At 55.2% G+C, this 16,613-nt stretch carries 12 protein-coding genes and 1 pseudogene; 10 read left to right on the top strand and 3 right to left on the bottom strand.

The features are described from left to right. From GKO01_RS16400 to GKO01_RS14725, 7 genes are all read left to right on the top strand, one after another. The coding region (locus GKO01_RS16400) for a TonB-dependent siderophore receptor (protein ID WP_369690481.1) at positions 1 to 1,160 on the top strand (1,160 nt) is incomplete at its 5' end. A 16-nt stretch (positions 1,161 to 1,176) separates the two neighbouring features. Beyond that, a complete protein-coding gene (locus GKO01_RS16590; protein WP_348537214.1) occupies positions 1,177 to 1,356 on the top strand; it encodes a hypothetical protein in 180 nt (59 codons plus the stop codon). A gap of 492 nt (positions 1,357 to 1,848) precedes the next feature. After that, a complete protein-coding gene (locus tag GKO01_RS14745) occupies positions 1,849 to 3,150 on the top strand; it encodes an acyl-CoA dehydrogenase family protein (RefSeq protein ID WP_099287677.1) in 1,302 nt (433 codons plus the stop codon). Beyond that, positions 3,150 to 4,517, top strand: a complete 1,368-nt coding sequence (locus GKO01_RS14740) for an LLM class flavin-dependent oxidoreductase (protein ID WP_099287676.1) — start codon at positions 3,150 to 3,152, stop codon at positions 4,515 to 4,517. Before GKO01_RS14745 ends, GKO01_RS14740 begins: the two co-directional genes overlap by 1 nt. Before the next feature lie 51 nt (positions 4,518 to 4,568). Further along, entirely contained in the window at positions 4,569 to 7,031 is a 2,463-nt protein-coding gene (locus tag GKO01_RS14735) for a TonB-dependent receptor (protein ID WP_099287675.1), read from the top strand. Continuing rightward, the gene (locus GKO01_RS14730) at positions 7,018 to 8,331 is read left to right on the top strand and encodes an MFS transporter (RefSeq protein ID WP_099287674.1); all 1,314 of its coding nucleotides are present in this window, start codon (positions 7,018 to 7,020) and stop codon (positions 8,329 to 8,331) included. The genes GKO01_RS14735 and GKO01_RS14730 overlap by 14 nt, the downstream gene beginning before the upstream one ends. Further along, the gene (locus GKO01_RS14725) at positions 8,328 to 9,260 is read left to right on the top strand and encodes a TauD/TfdA dioxygenase family protein (RefSeq protein ID WP_099287673.1); all 933 of its coding nucleotides are present in this window, start codon (positions 8,328 to 8,330) and stop codon (positions 9,258 to 9,260) included. Before GKO01_RS14730 ends, GKO01_RS14725 begins: the two co-directional genes overlap by 4 nt. A gap of 180 nt (positions 9,261 to 9,440) precedes the next feature. Here GKO01_RS14725 and GKO01_RS14720 read toward each other — a convergent pair whose 3' ends face one another. The 3 genes and pseudogenes from GKO01_RS14720 to GKO01_RS14710 form a co-directional block, all read right to left on the bottom strand. Then, complete coding sequence (locus GKO01_RS14720; RefSeq protein WP_099287672.1) at positions 9,441 to 10,100, bottom strand: methionine ABC transporter permease; 660 nt, start codon at positions 10,098 to 10,100, stop codon at positions 9,441 to 9,443. A 103-nt stretch (positions 10,101 to 10,203) separates the two neighbouring features. Further along, positions 10,204 to 10,851 (bottom strand): annotated as a pseudogene (locus tag GKO01_RS14715) (methionine ABC transporter ATP-binding protein); the annotation flags it as partial. Positions 10,852 to 10,895: 44 nt separating this feature from the next. Next, complete coding sequence (locus GKO01_RS14710) at positions 10,896 to 13,187, bottom strand: TonB-dependent receptor plug domain-containing protein (RefSeq protein ID WP_244901500.1); 2,292 nt, start codon at positions 13,185 to 13,187, stop codon at positions 10,896 to 10,898. A gap of 365 nt (positions 13,188 to 13,552) precedes the next feature. Between GKO01_RS14710 and GKO01_RS14705 the strand changes: the two genes are divergently transcribed. From GKO01_RS14705 to mgrA, 3 genes are read left to right on the top strand one after another with little or no spacing between them, the layout of a single operon-like run. Then, positions 13,553 to 14,596, top strand: a complete 1,044-nt coding sequence (locus tag GKO01_RS14705; protein ID WP_099287680.1) for an isopenicillin N synthase family dioxygenase — start codon at positions 13,553 to 13,555, stop codon at positions 14,594 to 14,596. Beyond that, positions 14,589 to 15,431 (top strand): MetQ/NlpA family ABC transporter substrate-binding protein, encoded by an 843-nt coding sequence (locus tag GKO01_RS14700; RefSeq protein ID WP_099287670.1) that lies wholly within the window; start codon positions 14,589 to 14,591, stop codon positions 15,429 to 15,431. The genes GKO01_RS14705 and GKO01_RS14700 overlap by 8 nt, the downstream gene beginning before the upstream one ends. 45 nt (positions 15,432 to 15,476) lie before the next feature. Then, positions 15,477 to 16,499, top strand: a complete 1,023-nt coding sequence (gene mgrA / locus GKO01_RS14695; protein WP_099287669.1) for an L-glyceraldehyde 3-phosphate reductase — start codon at positions 15,477 to 15,479, stop codon at positions 16,497 to 16,499. Positions 16,500 to 16,613: the final 114 nt, after the last annotated feature.

The following is a 16,613-nucleotide window of genomic DNA, read 5'->3' as shown; positions in this document are numbered from 1 at the left end:
TGAGCTTCCTCAATATCGCCGCCGCGAGGCTTTGGATTGAATCTTTTGTCAACGGGATCTATCGTGCGCGTGGTTTCAATATCACCAACTACAAAATCGATGGCATGCAGATTGATGCCACTACAAGCTTCAGTGGCGTTGGGTCATCCATGAACATGGATCTGTATGAGAATGTCCAGATCGTCCGTGGCGCCAATGGTCTTCTGGGCGGGACGGGTGATCCGTCCGCAACCATTTATTTGCAGCGCAAAACGCCAACCAAAGAATTCTCAGCCAATGGCCTGCTTCGACTGGGCAACTGGAATGAGCATCGTGTCATGGCGGATATCAACACTCCGTTGAATCATTCCGGCACGATCCGCAGCCGATATGTCTTCACATGGGATGATACGGATACATTTCGCGTCCGGGAGCACGTCAGCCGTTTGGGCGCACTTGCCAATTTCGCTGCCGACCTCTCCGTGCGGGATACACTGAGTTTTGGCTTCCAGTATGAACGAACCCGTAATGACGGCGCCTCATGGGGAACCAACGTTCCGATCTGGTATGCTGACGGTACACGCACGCACCTGCCCCGCAGCACCAACCCGGCAGCGGACTGGAGCCAGGCTACCCGCGACCAGTACACGGCTTTCATCAATTACGATCATGATTTTTCAGCAGGCTGGCACCTCAAGGTCGGCTATATGCGGACGCAAGGCAGTTCCTACAGCAATCTGGGCGTTGCCAAAATCAACAATGCTGCCAAAAATATCGGGGGCTATGCCGGTTTCTGGAATCAGGATGGCACAGGTGGCTACCTCAACGCGCTTCACGCAGAATATGCCGATGCGCGCGATAATGCGGATGTTCATGTCTCGGGCCCGATCCATTTTCTTGGACACGAGCATCAGATCGTTTTCGTTTTCAACGGGTATAATGACGAACTGACACAATATACATTCAGTAAAGCGCTCGGAAATTGCAGCATTGCGGGTGTTGCGCCCTATTCGGGCTGTCAGTACCGAGCGGCAGGACCCGCACCATCTCGTGCGCCTGACCACAAGCTATACATTCCCCGGTGTGCTTCATCGTCTGAGCATAGGCGGCGGTATTTCCAGCCAGACGAGCACGGAATGGACCACCAATCCTGGCCGCCCGCTCGGCAACGGGAAATATGACAGTTCCAACCTGCGTGTGGGTGGTTACACACTCATCAATCTTATGGCGCGCTACCGTTTGGCCAAGTGGATCGACGTTGCTGGCAACATCACCAATCTGACGGACAAGACCTATGTCAGACAGGCCGGGTTTTATGATGGGATGATCTTCGGAGAGCCTCGGACTTTCAGTTTCACAATCCGCGGTCATTACTGACACAATTTATAACTTCACAGATAGAATGACTGATCCGAACGGCTGGCATTATTCGTGCCAGCACGAGGAGTGGACTAGCCACCGTCATCTAAAATACATGCAGCTTCATCCTCCCTGAATAACGAACCAACTTCGTAATAATTTAAGGGGAGGAACCAACATTGCCGTCGAAGACCCCAAAAAAATATAGGAAAATATTAAGATAAGCATGAATCTATATAAATATTATTTTTTCTAATTTTTGTCTTTAATAAATCATACTATATTTATATATCTTCCCGAATATATTCACCTTATATCTCAAAAATTCTGAAAACCCGTTGGAAATTATAGATTCCACCCAATATTAATCATTATATACGATTTTATATAGTTATTTTTAGTTTTCACGAATCATGTTGACTATCTTCGGAACAACATACAGCATCGAGCATAATAAATTATTGACTATTTTGTAGAGTTGATAACTCGAAACTGAGGTGTTCCTGTTTCATGACGATCGATACACCTTCTCTATCTTCTGCCGGACATATCGCACTCCTCTCACGAGCAGATGTGACGATACGCGCTGGCGCTGGCGATACCGCTCCTGATCTCTCACTTCTCTGGGGAAAAGACGCCCGTGAAGTTACACCGCTGCACGAACGTTTCGCTCCCGTTTTCGAGCAGATCCGCAGACAGGCGCTACGGGCCGAACTCAGTCGAGAACTGCCTTTCGAACAAATCCGTCTCCTTAAGGAGAGCGGCTTTACAGCCCTTCGCGTTCCCGTTGCACATGGCGGTTCTGGCGCGAGCCTTGAAGACCTGTTCGCTCTGATCACCACGCTGGCGTCAGCCGATTCAAACGTCGCACAGGCGCTCAGGGCCCATTTTGGTTTTGTCGAACATCTTCTGTTTGAAGCTGCCGGACCGTACCGCACAAAATGGCTCGACCGGCTTGGCGCAGGGCAAACCGCAGGCGCCGCTGCTGCTGAAGGACCAGCTTCCAAGCGCGATCTGTTCAGCACCACCCTGTCTCAAACAGATGGAAAGTGGGTTATCAACGGCTCCAAGTTTTTCACGACTGGCTCCCTTTACGCCGACTGGCTCACCGTTACCGGCACCACCGAAGATGGCCAGACCGTCAAGACGCTGGCCGCTCGTCACGATCCGGGCCTTGAAATCGTGGATGACTGGGATGGAATTGGACAACGCCTGACGGCCAGTGGCACCGCACATTTCCACAATGTTCACACTGAAGAAGCCGACCTGCGCTATGGCAATACGGCCTTCCCGCATTCACAGGCTTTCTTCCAACTTTATCATCTGGCGACTGTCGCGGGTATTGCCCGCGCTGCGGCAACCGATGTCGCAGATGCCGTGCGTCGTCGCAAACGCTCTTTCAGCCATGGCAATGCGGATCTGCCAGCTGAGGACCCCCAGATTCTCGAAATCGTCGGTCATGTGTTCAGTGGTGCCTATCTCGCCAGCGCTGCCGTTGAGCGTGCCGCCCGCGCCATACAGGCCGTCGCGGACAGTCCGGCTCCGGAACTCGACCTCACAGTCGCCCGCGCCGAACTCGAAGTCTGGCAGGTACAGGACCGCATCCTCCCGCTGGTTCTGGAGGCCACGACCGCCCTGTTCGATGCGTTGAGCGGCGGCGCGACCCTGCGCGTGGCTGGTCTGGATCGACACTGGCGTAATGTTCGCACGCTGGGCAATCACAACCCGCGCGTTTATCGCACGCGTGTTGTCGGAGATTACGCCGTCAACGGCACCCTGCCGCCGATCCAATGGCGCGTGGGGGTGGCGTAATGGGGCAGCACATCATCCTCAACGGTTTCACGATGGCGACGGTTTCGCATCTGAATTACGGGCTGTGGCGCCACCCCGCTGACCAGACATATCGCTATAAGGACATCACATACTGGACCGAACTGGCCCGCACGCTGGATGATGCCGGGTTTGATGCCCTGTTTATCGCGGACGCTCTCGGCCAGATTGACGTTTATGGCAACAGCCCCGACGCTGCCCTGAAACACGGCATCCAGTCCCCATTGATCGATCCGCTTTTACTCGTGTCCGCAATGGCAGCGGCGACCACATCGCTTGGTTTTGGTATCACGCTGTCCACGACCTATGAGCATCCCTATCTGCTCGCCCGCAAACTGACGACCCTCGATCATCTGACCAAAGGACGTCTGGGCTGGAATATTGTGACGTCCCAGCAGGAGAGCGCGGCCCGAAATCTTGGACTGGACCACCAGATCCCACACGACGAACGCTATGATCGCGCAGACGAATTCATGGATATCGTCTACAAGCTCTGGCTGAAATCCTGGGAAGAAGACGCCGTCATCCGCGGCCAGACGGCATCCGGTGAATGGATCTATACAGACCCGGAAAAGGTTCATCCCATCCGTCATGACGGCCGGTATTATCGCGTTCCGGACGGCCATACCGCCGAACCAAGCCCGCAGCGCGTTCCCGTTCTTCTTCAGGCTGGTGCCTCCGCTCGCGGTGGCGCTTTCGCGGCCCGGCATGCGGAAGTCATTTTCGTCGTCGGCGCCGGGGCGGAGGGAACGCGAAAGAACGTCCGACGCATCCGCGAGGAAGCCGCGCGCGAGGGCCGCGATCCCGAAAGCCTGCGCTTCATCTGCGCGGCCGCTGTCGTGGTGGGCGACACGGAAGACGAGGCCATCCGCAAATTTGCCGAATACAAGGCGTTCTACGACGCGACCGGATCACTCATCCATTATTCCTCCATGACGGGTGTGGATTTCTCAAAGAACCAGACGGACGAGGTTTTGACCTATCGTCCGACAGAGGCCAGCCAGTCCGTCCTTGAACAGTTCGACCCCGCCATCAGCGGCCGGTCCTGGACCATCGCCGAAGCGACGAGTCCGGCAGAAGGCTTCGGTCGGGCCAAAACTTTCGTCGGCAGTCCTGCAACCGTCGCGGACCAGATCGAACGCTGGCTCGAAGAGTCGGAAACCGACGGGCTGAACCTGATCCAGCTCATCAATCCGGACAGTTACAACGACTTCGTCCGCCTCGTCCTGCCGGAACTGAAGCGTCGGGGTCGCATCAGGCCCAAACCCGGCAAAACCCTGCGCGAAAGCCTCTTCCCTCAGAACGCTTCCGCGCATCCCTCCGCCGACCATCCAGCCTGGCGCTGTTGATCCTCCCAAGATCTGAAAATCCCGTTTCCTGTTTCTTGTGAGTGTTTTTTCATGCCTGCTTTTCCGTTTTCCAATCGTCACACCATCCGCACGTCCGGAAGCTCCGTCTCTCTGATCGCTCTGCTGACTCTCTCGGTCAGCACAACGGCATTCGCTGCCACAGACGCACCCGTCGCCAAACCCGGCGAGAAGCCCCGCCACGCCACACCCGCGTCGGCGCACAAACCGTCTGCCAAGGCACACGCCCTGACCTCCAACACTGCCGAGAACATCGGTATTGAGGGGCATCGGCAGGCCAACTGGGTGTCCAACCCCGTCTCCGCCGCCACCATCCGCGAGTATGTCGCCGGCACGAACCCACTCAAGGCCCTGACGCGCCTGCCCGGCGTGCTGTTCAATTCCGGTGACCCGCAGGGCGTGAACACCTGGCAGAACTCGTTCCTGATGCATGGTTTCGATCAAAGCCAGATCGGCATGACGCTGGATGGCATCCCGCTGGGCGACCAGCAGTTCAGCAATGTCAACGGCCTCAGCCCGACATCTGCCATTTCGTCCGAAAATATCGAGCGAATGGACGTCTCGGCCTCCACGGGTTCGGAAAGCGTCGCCAGCACATCCAATCTGGGTGGCACGGTGCAGTTCATCTCCCGCGATCCGTCCCATAAGCGCGGCGCAAGCGTGAACCAGACCTTTGGGAGCAATGAAATGTACCGCACATTTCTGCGGCTCGAAAGCGGCGATCTGAACCCGCAGGGGACGCGTTTTTATGTCTCCTATGCCCGTAACGACACCAACAAATGGCGTGGCGGACAGGATCAGTTCATGCAGCAGGTCAATGCAAAGGTTCTGCACCCCATCGGGCAGGACAGCCGCATCACGGCCTTCTTCGATTACGCGGATCTTCAGATGCAGAACTACCAGGACTACAGCCTGGATATGTTCAACCACGGTGGCTACGCGATCGACAATTTCATCGGACAACCCGGAGGATATGAGAAAGCCTATCGTCTGGCACTGGCCCAGCGCGGTCTGCCCGGCGGACAGGTTCCGGCTGCCTATGCCAACCTCAAGAGCCCCTACACCGCGTCCTATTACGAGGGCGCGCAGATGCAGCATTCCTATATCGGCGGCGTCTCGGCCGATCTCGCTTTAACCGACCGCCTGCGCTGGCAAAGCACCGCTTATGGACATCGTTCCTACCAGCGTGGATCGGTTGCAAGCCCGCTGATCGCATCGCCCAATGGCGCCCCGCTGATCGATCAGGTCACGCAGCCCGATACGGACCGCTTCGGCTTCACGACGTCCCTGTCCTACCGCATCGCGCATAACGTGCTGAATGCGGGACTGTGGTACGAAAACACCCATTTCGACATCAGCAAACCGCTCTATCAGGAACCCCTGCTGGAAGACGTGCTCAACGGCACCGCAACGCCGGTCAATGGTCTCGATAATCTCAAGAACCCGTTCCAGAATGGCTATCGACAGGTCTTCAACACCAACACCTTTGTCGCCTATTTTCAGGATACCTATCACGTCACGAACACCATCGCCCTGCATGCCGGTTTCCGTTCCGTCCTGAATACCAGTCGCGTCGGTGCCCTCGCCAACTGGCAGACCTACACCCGCACCACTGCGATTGCAGGCGGAGATTCCCTCACCTCCAGCAAACCTTTCCTCCCGCATTTCAGCGGAGAATGGCGCTTTGCTCCCGGCCATCAGCTTTATTTCGATATTGCGGAGAACGTGAAGGTCTATCCGGTCTCGGGCTATAACAGCGGCTCATCACCGTTCTCGACCTCGCAGGCATCCTATCTGGCATCCAAAAGTAGCCTGCAACCTGAAACCGACTGGAACTTCGCTGGCGGATATCGCTACACCGGCCGTCTCATCAGCGGCTCGCTCTACGGCTACCACACGATCTTTTCCAACCGCCTGCAACGCATCTCTACCGGCCCGACAACACAGCCTTACACCACCATCCAGAATGTCGGCGGCGTGACGATGAGCGGCGTGGACGGTGCTGTCACGCTCACCCCCGTCAAAGGGCTGAGCCTGACCAACAGCATCAGCTACAATCACGCTGTTTATGATGACAACATCACCCAGACCATCAATGGATCGCGGGTGACCTACAACATCAAGGGTCAGCAGGTCGTGGCCTATCCGCGCCTGATGTACCATGCCGATCTGTCCTACACATGGCATGACCTTCAGGCTCATATCGAGGCCCAGTATGTCGGCAAACGTAACCTCAGCTATACGGGAGATACCAAAGTCCCGTCCTACTGGCTGACCAATTTCGGCGCCCGCTACGACCTGAGCAAACAACTCCACCGCCTGTCCCATACAGGTTTCGTCCAACACCTCTCGCTGGACTTCAACGTCTATAACCTGACGAACGTGAAATACATCTCCACCATGGGCCAGAACGGCTATCCCATGGCCGGCGATTACCAGTCCGTCGTCCTCGGTGCCCCACGCCAGTATTTTGGCGCGGTTCATGCGGATTTCTGAGATGCAGACGATGGTTCCCACCGCCTCACTCCTGCCCGCCAGCCGCCTGCCACGGAGCTTCGCACTGCAATATGCCGGGCTGCTGGTTTTCATGATCGGAGATGGTGTCGAGGTCGGCTATCTGTCGCCGTTTCTGGTCCAGACGGGCCAAACGGAGCACTTCGTCGCCCTCCTTTTTACGGCCTATGGTCTGGCTGCTGCCCTGGCGGCCTGGTTCTCGGGCCTGCTATGCGATATTTTCAGCAGCCGCACGGTCATGACGGCAGGCTTGCTGTTCTGGGTTCTCCCGCAGATCCTGTTCCTTGGCGTGGCCATTCCGGCCCACTCTCCCGCGCTCCTGCTGCTGACCTACGGATTACGAGGCGCAGGTTATCCGCTGTTCTCCTATGGGCTGCTGACCCTGCTCGTCACTACGGTCCGGCAGGACCGTCTGGGACGGGCCGTCGGCCTGTTCTGGTTCTGCTTCACCTGCGGCCTGCCCACGGTCGGCTCCATCGTGGCGCAACTCCTGCTGCCGGTGTACGGCCAGTACGTTACGCTCTGGATCGCCCTGCTTGGCGTAGGAGCGGGGGGCGTTCTCGCCATCCTGCCCCTGCCTGCCACGCCTCGGTCGCAGAAAGGGAGCCTAAAGGATATCGCCCCGACCCTACGCGAAACAGCCCGCCAGATCCGTCACAATCCGGGCGTGGGACTGGCCTGCATCGTACGCGCAGTCAATTCCAGCGCCACACATGGCCTGATCGTCTTCATGCCCTTTTTCTTCACCAGCCGACTGGGCCTGTCGCAGGATGTGTGGATCCGGTTTCTGGAAATCATCTTCGCCAGCAATATCGTCTTCAACCTGCTGATCGGTTTTGCCAGCGACTATATTTCCTGGCGCCAGACCGTGATTTGGTTCGGCGGCATCGGCAGCGCGTTGAGCTGCGTCGGACTGTACTGGATTCCCCTACTCTACGCCCAAAGCAGCCTGTTCACAGTCTACGCCTCTGCTGCCGTCTTCGGGATGACGCTTGCCGGATATGTGCCGCTCTCGGCCCTGACGCCGTCTCTTTTACCGGATCACAAGGGCATCGCCATGTCCCTGCTGAACCTCGGCGCCGGCAGCAGCGTCTGGATTGGCCCCTTCATCGTCTATGCCTTTGAAGGTGCTGTCGGCACGCAGGGAATCATCCTCATTTACGCCGCACTTTTTCTGGCCAGCGCCATCCTCACTTTTTTCATCACACCCCCGCCCCTCACACGCCCTGACCGTCCTCTCAACAGCACCGCAGTCCCCCAGCCCGAAGGACTTCCCTCATGACGACCCTCCGCCTTGTCCCCAACGAACCCGCCTTCGCCGACACCCTCAGTGCCGAAAAGGTGACGTCCCGCATCGGTGCCGTCATTCATGGCATCAATACCCGAGAGCCTTTGCCCGAAGAACACAAGGCGTTTCTTCATGACGCCCTGCTGCGCCACAAGGTGATCTTCCTGCGCGATCAGTTTCTCGATGACGCCCAGCACGAAACACTCAGCCGCGTTTTCGGAGACCCGATCCTCCATCCGACCATCCCAGCCGCAGATGGCACCCCCTATACGTTCGAGCTGAACTCCCGCAACGGCCGCTCCACGGATTCCTGGCATACAGATGTCACGTTCGTCCCCGCCTATCCCAAAGCGTCTATTCTGCGCGCCATCACGATCCCGCCTTATGGTGGCAGCACTCTCTGGGCCAATACGGCCACGGCCTATGACGACCTGCCCGCTCCACTCCAACAACTCGCCGACACGCTCTGGGCGGTTCATGGCAACGACTACGATACCAATTTTTACAAATACGACCTTCGTCATGAGGAAATTGCCAACTTTCGCGCAAGCTTCATCTCAAAGATTTATGAAACTGAGCACCCGGTCGTCCGCGTCCACCCGGAAACCGGCGAACGCACACTTGTTTTGGGTCATTTCTTCAAAGAAATCCGCGGAATCCCAACCCAGCACGCGAACCGGTTACTGGAAATCTTTCAGTCCTACATCACGCAGATCGACAACACCGTCCGCTGGAACTGGAAGCCCGGTGATGTCGCAATCTGGGACAACCGCGCCACGCAGCACTATGCCACGGCCGACTTCGATACCCATCCCCGCCTCCTGCGCCGGATCACCGTGCGCGGCGACACTCCTATCAGCGTCACTGGTGAAAAAAGCCGCCAGCTTAAAGGCCCGGATGACGGTCATGATTTAGATGATTGATACACCAGAATAACACACCGAAATATGTGTCATCCCTTTTGGGATGCACCACGGTCTCCCCCCGAGCTACGATTTCATAACATGGATTTGGGGGGATCTTTGATCCTGAGCAGGGTTGGTATTTTTTGCTTAGTAGCGCCAGAGCTACCCAAGAAAATACCAACCTGAGAAGCACCTTGCTTATGTAAAGTTCTTCCTCAATCGGGCAGAAACCGCATTTCCCACAATCTGAACAAGAATTGTCAGCACAACAAGAATACTCACCACCCATAACATCATGACTGTATTAAAGCGTTGATATCCGTAGCGGATTGCGAGATCTCCCAGTCCGCCTGCGCCGACAACCCCCGCCATGGCGGAGGCGCTGATGAGTGTGACCAGCGTGACGGTCAGGCCGGAGACCAGACCTGGCAAAGCCTCAGGTATAAGGACAGAGCGCACGACTTTCGTCCGTGTCGCCCCCATGGCGCGAACCGCGTCAATCAGCTCAGGGGACACCTCTCTTAATGAAACTTCCGCAATCCGCGCGAAATAGGGGATCGCGGTAATGGACAGTGGCACGATGGCCGCAGCCGTCCCAAGAGCCGTTCCCATGACAAAGCGCGTAAAAGGGATCAGGACAACAAGAAGAATAATGAACGGCACGGCTCTTGTCAGATCAACCACAATTCCAAGAAGCCGACCGATGGGGCGAACAGGCCATAGTCCCCCCGGCCTCGTGATGGTGAGCAGAACAGCAAGAGGCAATCCGAAGAGAACGGCAATTGCAGCAGACGCAAAAACCATTTCGAGCGTCGCCAGTGTAGCTTTGAAAAACAGATCAAAAACCTGATGATGCATATCCGGCGGCCTCCATGTCCTCTACATTTTCACGACTGATGAAGGACCGCGTTAGGGCGTGTTTCGCCTCCCCCCTGTTCAGTAATTCATTTGAAATATCTTCAACAATACGCCCCTGATCGAGAACAAGCACTCGATGAGCCAACCGGCGGATAACATCCATTTCGTGCGTAATGAGAATGATCGTAACGCCAAGCTCTTTATTAATGGTTTCAAGAAGAGCGAGAATTGACGTCGTCGCTTCAGGGTCCAGCGCGGACGTTGCTTCGTCACACAACAAAAGAGCTGGATGACCCGCCAGCGCCCTTGCGATCCCCACCCTTTGTTTTTGCCCTCCGGAAAGCTGCGAGGGATATTTTGTCTCATGTCCTTCAAGGCCGACCAGATGGATCAGCTCCTGAATACGCTGCTGCCGCTCTTTTTTGGGAACTCCCAAAATTTCCAGACCAAGAGAAATATTGCCCGCCACAGTCCGGGACTGCAGAAGATTGAACCCCTGAAAAACAAGACCGATCCGTTGTCGAAGAGCAAGCAGCTCACGTTCTTTAAGAACGCTAAGATTTTTTCCTTCAACGAGAACGTGGCCTGAATCCAGGTTTTCTGCGCCATTCAGGCAACGAAGCAAGGTCGTTTTCCCTGCTCCCGAACGCCCAATGAGCCCTACAATTTCACCGCGATGAACGGAAAAGCCGATATTTTCCAGCGCATAATGGCCGTTGAAGATCTTGGACAGACCTTCAACTTTCAACATCTCATTCGCTTCAGCCACGCCTGTATTCTGCATTACCATCATATTCAAAGAGAAAGATCAGCCCGAAGATAGTAAAAACCACCCTCTTCGGACAACTGCTGACTGAGTGTGTCGTAGAGATTGTTGTTATAATCCGCCGTAAAGGACGGCACACGGCTGGGATGGGCGTTTCCGACATTGTTGCCGCCCAGCGCCAGATTAAGTTGAGGAAGAACCTGATAACCGACTTCAAGATTGGTCACAAAGCGCGGACGGTTGATCTGATGATAAAAATTCGTTGTCGAAAAAGCATTGCTTCCCGAAACGAATGTCAGGTCAGACGTCGTATGCCCATAACGAATTTCGTGAACGGCGACCGTCCATTTTCCCTGACGCCAGGTTCCTCCAAAAATCAGCTTGTTGGACGGGTTTTCCGTTGACATCAAACTGATCTGCTGAGCGTTCAGAACCGGAACCCCCTCCCCGGTCCGGGCAATGTTTCTGACATTGGTATGGTTGAAATTGACGGCAGCATCCCAGTCCACTTTGCCATAACGCCCAAAGTCCGAAGAATAATGCGCCGTAATATCAAGGCCGGTTGTCCGGGTACTGGCGCCATTCGTGAAGTAATTTGTGCTGACCGCAGATTCATCGCCAGAAAATCCGGACGTATCCACGCCCGCTGCGGCATAGGCTTCTACAGCCCGGGCACCTGAAGCGTACCCTCCGTCAACGATCCGATGCTTGATGTAGATTGTATAACCATCAACATTGATGTGAAGCCGCGGCAACGGATTCAGGATCATACCCGCACTGAAATTGGTGGATGTTTCCGGTCTGAGGCCAGGCGAGCCCAAAGCGCGCGCAGCGGGTGAGTTGGCCGCAATCTGTCCGGTTGCATAGTTCGGACTGGAGATGAAAGCCGCAAAATTCTGTTCCGCAAGGGTCGGAGCACGAAAGCCGGTGCTGGCGGTACCGCGAAATCCAATGAAGCGGTTGATATCATATCGCGTGGAGATTTTTCCCGTCCGCGCATTTCCAACATCGTCATAATGCTCAAACCGTCCGGCAAGATCCACCCGCCAGCGTTTGACGATCTGCGTCGAGAAATCAACATAGGCGGCTGCGACGTGTCTGGCTGCGTTAACGGCATCCTGAGGCGTTTCGCCCTGATATCCCTGCGCACCACTCAGATAATACGACAACGGCTCTCCTGAGCCGATGGAATAGGTATCACGACGGTATTCACCACCAAACGCAATATTCAATGGGCTATACAAAAACGGAAGATCTACGCCGCGCCGAATATCGAGATTATTCGTCCATTGCTGGTTGGAATAACTTCCAAGATAGAAACGCGACGGGGAATATCCTGTCTCTTTATAAGCATCCGCATTGGCGGAATTATAATCTCCCAGCGTGTCGTGGTCTCCACCGATCGTGGAACTCAGATCCCAGTCAAAACCGTAAAGTCGTTTTCCTCGAAAACCGAGCGTGAAGCCATAATCATTCTCAGGCATGGTTTCGACGGGTTCAAACCCGTTCGGATACATGCCCAAAAGCCCGTCAGCCGCGGTAGTGCTCGGAGCACGCAGAAAAGCCCAACGCTCGGCATCACGGTGCGTGAATGTCCCAAAGCCATAGAGCTCTATGGCATCCGTTAAATGATAGCCGAAATTCGTCTCGATGGACTCACGCGTCACCTGAGGCTGACCCGTTGCCAGATCGTTGTTTTTGCCCGTCCGTGGGTCAATCCCGGTTCTCTGTGTGCGATCCTGATGTTTGAATTCTGCACTAAGGTTCAGGAATCCCCGATTGCCCAGCTTGAAACCTGCATTCAGGTTTTCGCCAGTCGTAAAGCCATCTCCCGCAGCATAGCCGCCATTAACAGCCTGAAGATGGATACCGTGATTGTTGGATCTCAGAATGACGTTAATCACGCCTGCAATGGCATCTGAGCCGTACTGCGCGGCCGCACCATCCTGCAGGATCTCGATGTGATCGACAGCAGAAATCGGGATCATATCCAGATCAACAGGGGTCGTTCCCTGCTGCGATGAAGCATCTACAGCGATGGCGGCTGTCGTATGTCGTCTTTTGCCATTGACCAACACCAGAGTCTGATCGGCATTCAATCCCCGCAGGCTCAGTGCATCAATGACCGATCCCTGATCCGAGCCGTTGACCTCACGGCTGATGGAAGGAGAAAGCTGGACCAGCGCCTCCCGGATGTCCGTCATGCCCGTTGCCCGAAGCTGGTTGCCCCCGATGATCGTAATGGGGCTGATGCTGCGGGCCGCCGTCTGAGAGGGATCTCGGGTGCCTGTCACGATGACCTGCTCCGGTTCGTCAGCCACAGCCTGTTCTGTCCTGACGACAGGCGTTGTTTTTTTGACAACAGTCTCTTTTCTGGACTGTTTTTTCACGCTGGAACTATCCTGAGCCGATGTGTTTTCGGCCGCAACGGCCCCCGAAAAGGTCCCGGAAAACGAAAGGCCAACAAGAAGTGGCGCCAGGACATAACCACTACGCATAAACGTTCTTTCAAGGAAATTTATCTTTTGTTGATTATTTCATAGTGTTTTTTTAGTCAAACAACATATTGATGTGGATTTAATATATGTCGCGTTTTATGGAGGACTATATGAGGACACACGCCCCTGAAACCTGTCGCAAAACAGGTCCCAGCGGCAAAAATTCAGAGCCGAAAGTGGTTACGTGTATGACGCAGAGCACTCTTTCTCTACCAACCATCGACCTGTCCCTGTGGCAGGATCAGCAGACCCCAGACGAGTTTTTCCTTGAATCTCTGCGTAACGCCGCCCACGAATACGGCTTCTTCTACCTGAAAGGACATGGGATCTCGGCGGATCTGAATGCCGACCTCATGACGCAGGCACAGGAATTTTTCTCTCTGCCAATGGAGCAGAAAGAACAGATTTCTATGGTGAATTCCCCACATTTCAGAGGATATAATCACGCCGGCAGAGAAATCACACGCGGCAAGGCGGACTGGCGCGAGCAACTCGATATCGGTCCCGAACGAGCCATTGTGGAAGATCTGAAGGGCAAACCGGCTTATCTGCGCCTACAGGGCCCCAACCAGTGGCCAGCGACACTCCCACAGCTCAAAGCGACTGTTCTGTCATGGCAGGAGCAGGTTCTGGATGTCCTCAGGCGCCTCCTCGAAGCGCTTGCGCTCTCTCTGGGGCAGGCGGCAAATGCCTTTCATCCCGTCGTCAGCAAAACGCCTTACCAGCTTTTGAAACTCATCCATTATCCCGGCCAGCATGGCGGCGGAGAAAGGCAGGGCGTGGGCGCTCATAAAGACAGCGACCTCCTCTCGCTCATCCTTCAGGACAATGAAGGCGGACTGGAAGTGGAACTGGCAAACGGTGAGTGGCTTCAGGCCCCGCCCCAACCGGAGACGTTCATCGTCAACATCGGCGAATTGCTGGAAGTCGCCACAAGCGGATATTTCAAGGCTGCGATCCATCGTGTCGTCAGCCCGAGCTCAGGACGGGACAGGTTGTCCGCAGCCTTTTTCCTCGGCGCACAGCTCGACGCCACGATGCCAGTCCTCCCGCTGCCGGACGCCTTGGCAAACTCCAGCGTTGGGATCACGCAGGATCCCGACAACCCCCTCTTTTCCCAGATCGGACAGAACACACTCAAAGGGCGGCTGCGCTCTCATCCCGATGTTGCGGCCCGACATCACAGTGATCTTTTCTCTGCCGTTCCCTCGAAAGTCCTGCACCATGCGTAATCGCCCTATCAGCCAGACACAGCCCATATCCGGTATTTCTCTGGGGCGTCGCAGACTGCTCACGCTCCTCGCTGCCACATCTCTCATTGGAGCATCCGCAAAAGCGCAGTCGAAGCCTGTACGGGTCGGCATCCTGTCCGGAGAAGACGAGGATATCTGGCGTATTGTTCAGGAAAATGCCCGCGCGACGGGCCTGACCATCGAAGTCGTCACTTTTTCTGAAGGCAATCCGATCAACGCGGCCCTTGCGGCAGGAGATCTGGACGCCAACGCATTTCAACACGGTCCTTACCTTCAGGCCCAGAATACTGCGCTGGGATCTCATATCGTGCCTGTTGGAAATACTTATTTCGCACCGATCGGCTTTTATTCGAAAAAATGGAAGACACTTTCCACAATCCCTGACGGGGCAACGATCGGTGTTCCCGCCGACCCTACGAACGAGGGGCGTGCGCTTAAACTCCTGCAATTTCTTGGGTTACTAAAGATTTCACCTGACGCGGGCGAGATGCCAACCACGCTCGATATTTCCGAAAATCCGAAAAACCTGACGATCAAGGAACTGGATGACCCTGTTCTGGCGCGTTCTCTGCCAGATCTGGATGCTGGCGTCGTGATTACGGAATGGGCCTACAAAGCGGGGATCGACCTCAAATCGGAGCGTCTGGCGCGTGAGAGTATGGACAACAATCCCTACATCAATTTTATCGCCGTAAACGAGCCCGACGCCCATGCCATTTGGGTTCAGCCACTGGTGAGCGCTTTTCAAAAACCCAATGTCCGCGCCAAGCTGCTTGAAGCCTATCACGGGGCCATCATTCCCTCATGGACGTAAAGTCCATCCCAGCCCGCCTCCACGATCAAAAAAGGACATCACACCATGGAATGGCTTCCTTCACCCTCGCGCTATGACGGCGCTGTATTTCGCCGCTCAGGCCGTTCGGGTCTGAAACTTCCTCTTATCTCTTTGGGATTGTGGCATAATTTCGGAGGTGTCGACATATTCGAAACAGGTCGCGCCACCATACGCAGGGCGTTCGACCGGGGTGTCACCCATTTCGATCTAGCCAATAATTACGGCCCGCCCTATGGATCTGCCGAAGAAAATTTCGGAGAAATCCTGCGGCGCGATTTCAGGCCCTATCGCGACGAGATGATCATTTCTTCCAAAGCCGGCTGGGATATGTGGCCCGGCCCTTACGGCAGTGGAGGCTCGCGCAAATATCTTCTGGCCTCTTTGGATCAGAGCCTCAAACGTATGGGGCTGGACTATGTGGACATCTTTTATTCGCATCGCCCCACGCCCGACGTTCCTTTGGAAGAAACGGTCAGCGCGCTTGTGCAGATGCACCGTCAGGGCAAGGCGTTATATATTGGAATCTCGTCTTATAGTCCCGAACGGACGCGGCAGGTCTCGGAAATTCTCCGCCGCGAGGGCGTGCCACTCCTGATCCATCAACCCTCGTATTCACTCCTGAACCGCTGGATAGAAGTCAGTCTCCTGGAGACGCTGGAAGATCTGGGCGTCGGCTGTATTGCCTTTTCACCTCTGGCTCAGGGTCTGCTAACAGACAAATATCTCAAGGGCATTCCGGAAGGCTCAAGAGCCTCGGCCGGAACATCATTCTCTCCGGAAATGCTGACAGAAGACAATCTGGCTCATGTGCGTGCATTGAATGATATTGCACAAAAACGCGGACAGAGTCTGGCTCAGATGGCCATTGCCTGGGTTTTACGCGACGAGCGTGTAACGTCAGCGCTCATCGGAGCAAAAAATGTTCACCAACTGGATGAGTCTCTGGATTCTCTAAAAAACCTGACCTTTACTGCGGAAGAGCTCACAAAAATCGATCACTACGCCAAAGACGGTCACATTGACCTTTGGCGTGAGGTGTCAAAATAACCGAGCCAGGAGTGTTGAGCACATTCATTTTTTAAATGAAGAGTAAGATCATTTAGGTCCCGTTGACAAGAGATTCAATCCAAAGCCTCGCGGCGGCGATATTGAGGAAGATCG

The organism is Gluconobacter kondonii, from assembly GCF_002723995.1.
GTDB classification, from domain to species: domain Bacteria; phylum Pseudomonadota; class Alphaproteobacteria; order Acetobacterales; family Acetobacteraceae; genus Gluconobacter; species Gluconobacter kondonii.
Note: the sequence above shows the minus strand (reverse complement) of the source record. Positions and strands in the feature narration are given on the sequence as shown.

Coding starts and splice junctions, on each gene's coding strand:
- GKO01_RS14745 (WP_099287677.1), top strand. CDS start 1,849: ATGACGATCGATACACCTTCTCTATCTTCTGCCGGACATATCGCACTC.
- GKO01_RS14740 (WP_099287676.1), top strand. CDS start 3,150: ATGGGGCAGCACATCATCCTCAACGGTTTCACGATGGCGACGGTTTCG.
- GKO01_RS14735 (WP_099287675.1), top strand. CDS start 4,569: ATGCCTGCTTTTCCGTTTTCCAATCGTCACACCATCCGCACGTCCGGA.
- GKO01_RS14730 (WP_099287674.1), top strand. CDS start 7,018: ATGCGGATTTCTGAGATGCAGACGATGGTTCCCACCGCCTCACTCCTG.
- GKO01_RS14725 (WP_099287673.1), top strand. CDS start 8,328: ATGACGACCCTCCGCCTTGTCCCCAACGAACCCGCCTTCGCCGACACC.
- GKO01_RS14720 (WP_099287672.1), bottom strand. CDS start 10,100: ATGCATCATCAGGTTTTTGATCTGTTTTTCAAAGCTACACTGGCGACG.
- GKO01_RS14705 (WP_099287680.1), top strand. CDS start 13,553: ATGACGCAGAGCACTCTTTCTCTACCAACCATCGACCTGTCCCTGTGG.
- GKO01_RS14700 (WP_099287670.1), top strand. CDS start 14,589: ATGCGTAATCGCCCTATCAGCCAGACACAGCCCATATCCGGTATTTCT.
- mgrA (WP_099287669.1), top strand. CDS start 15,477: ATGGAATGGCTTCCTTCACCCTCGCGCTATGACGGCGCTGTATTTCGC.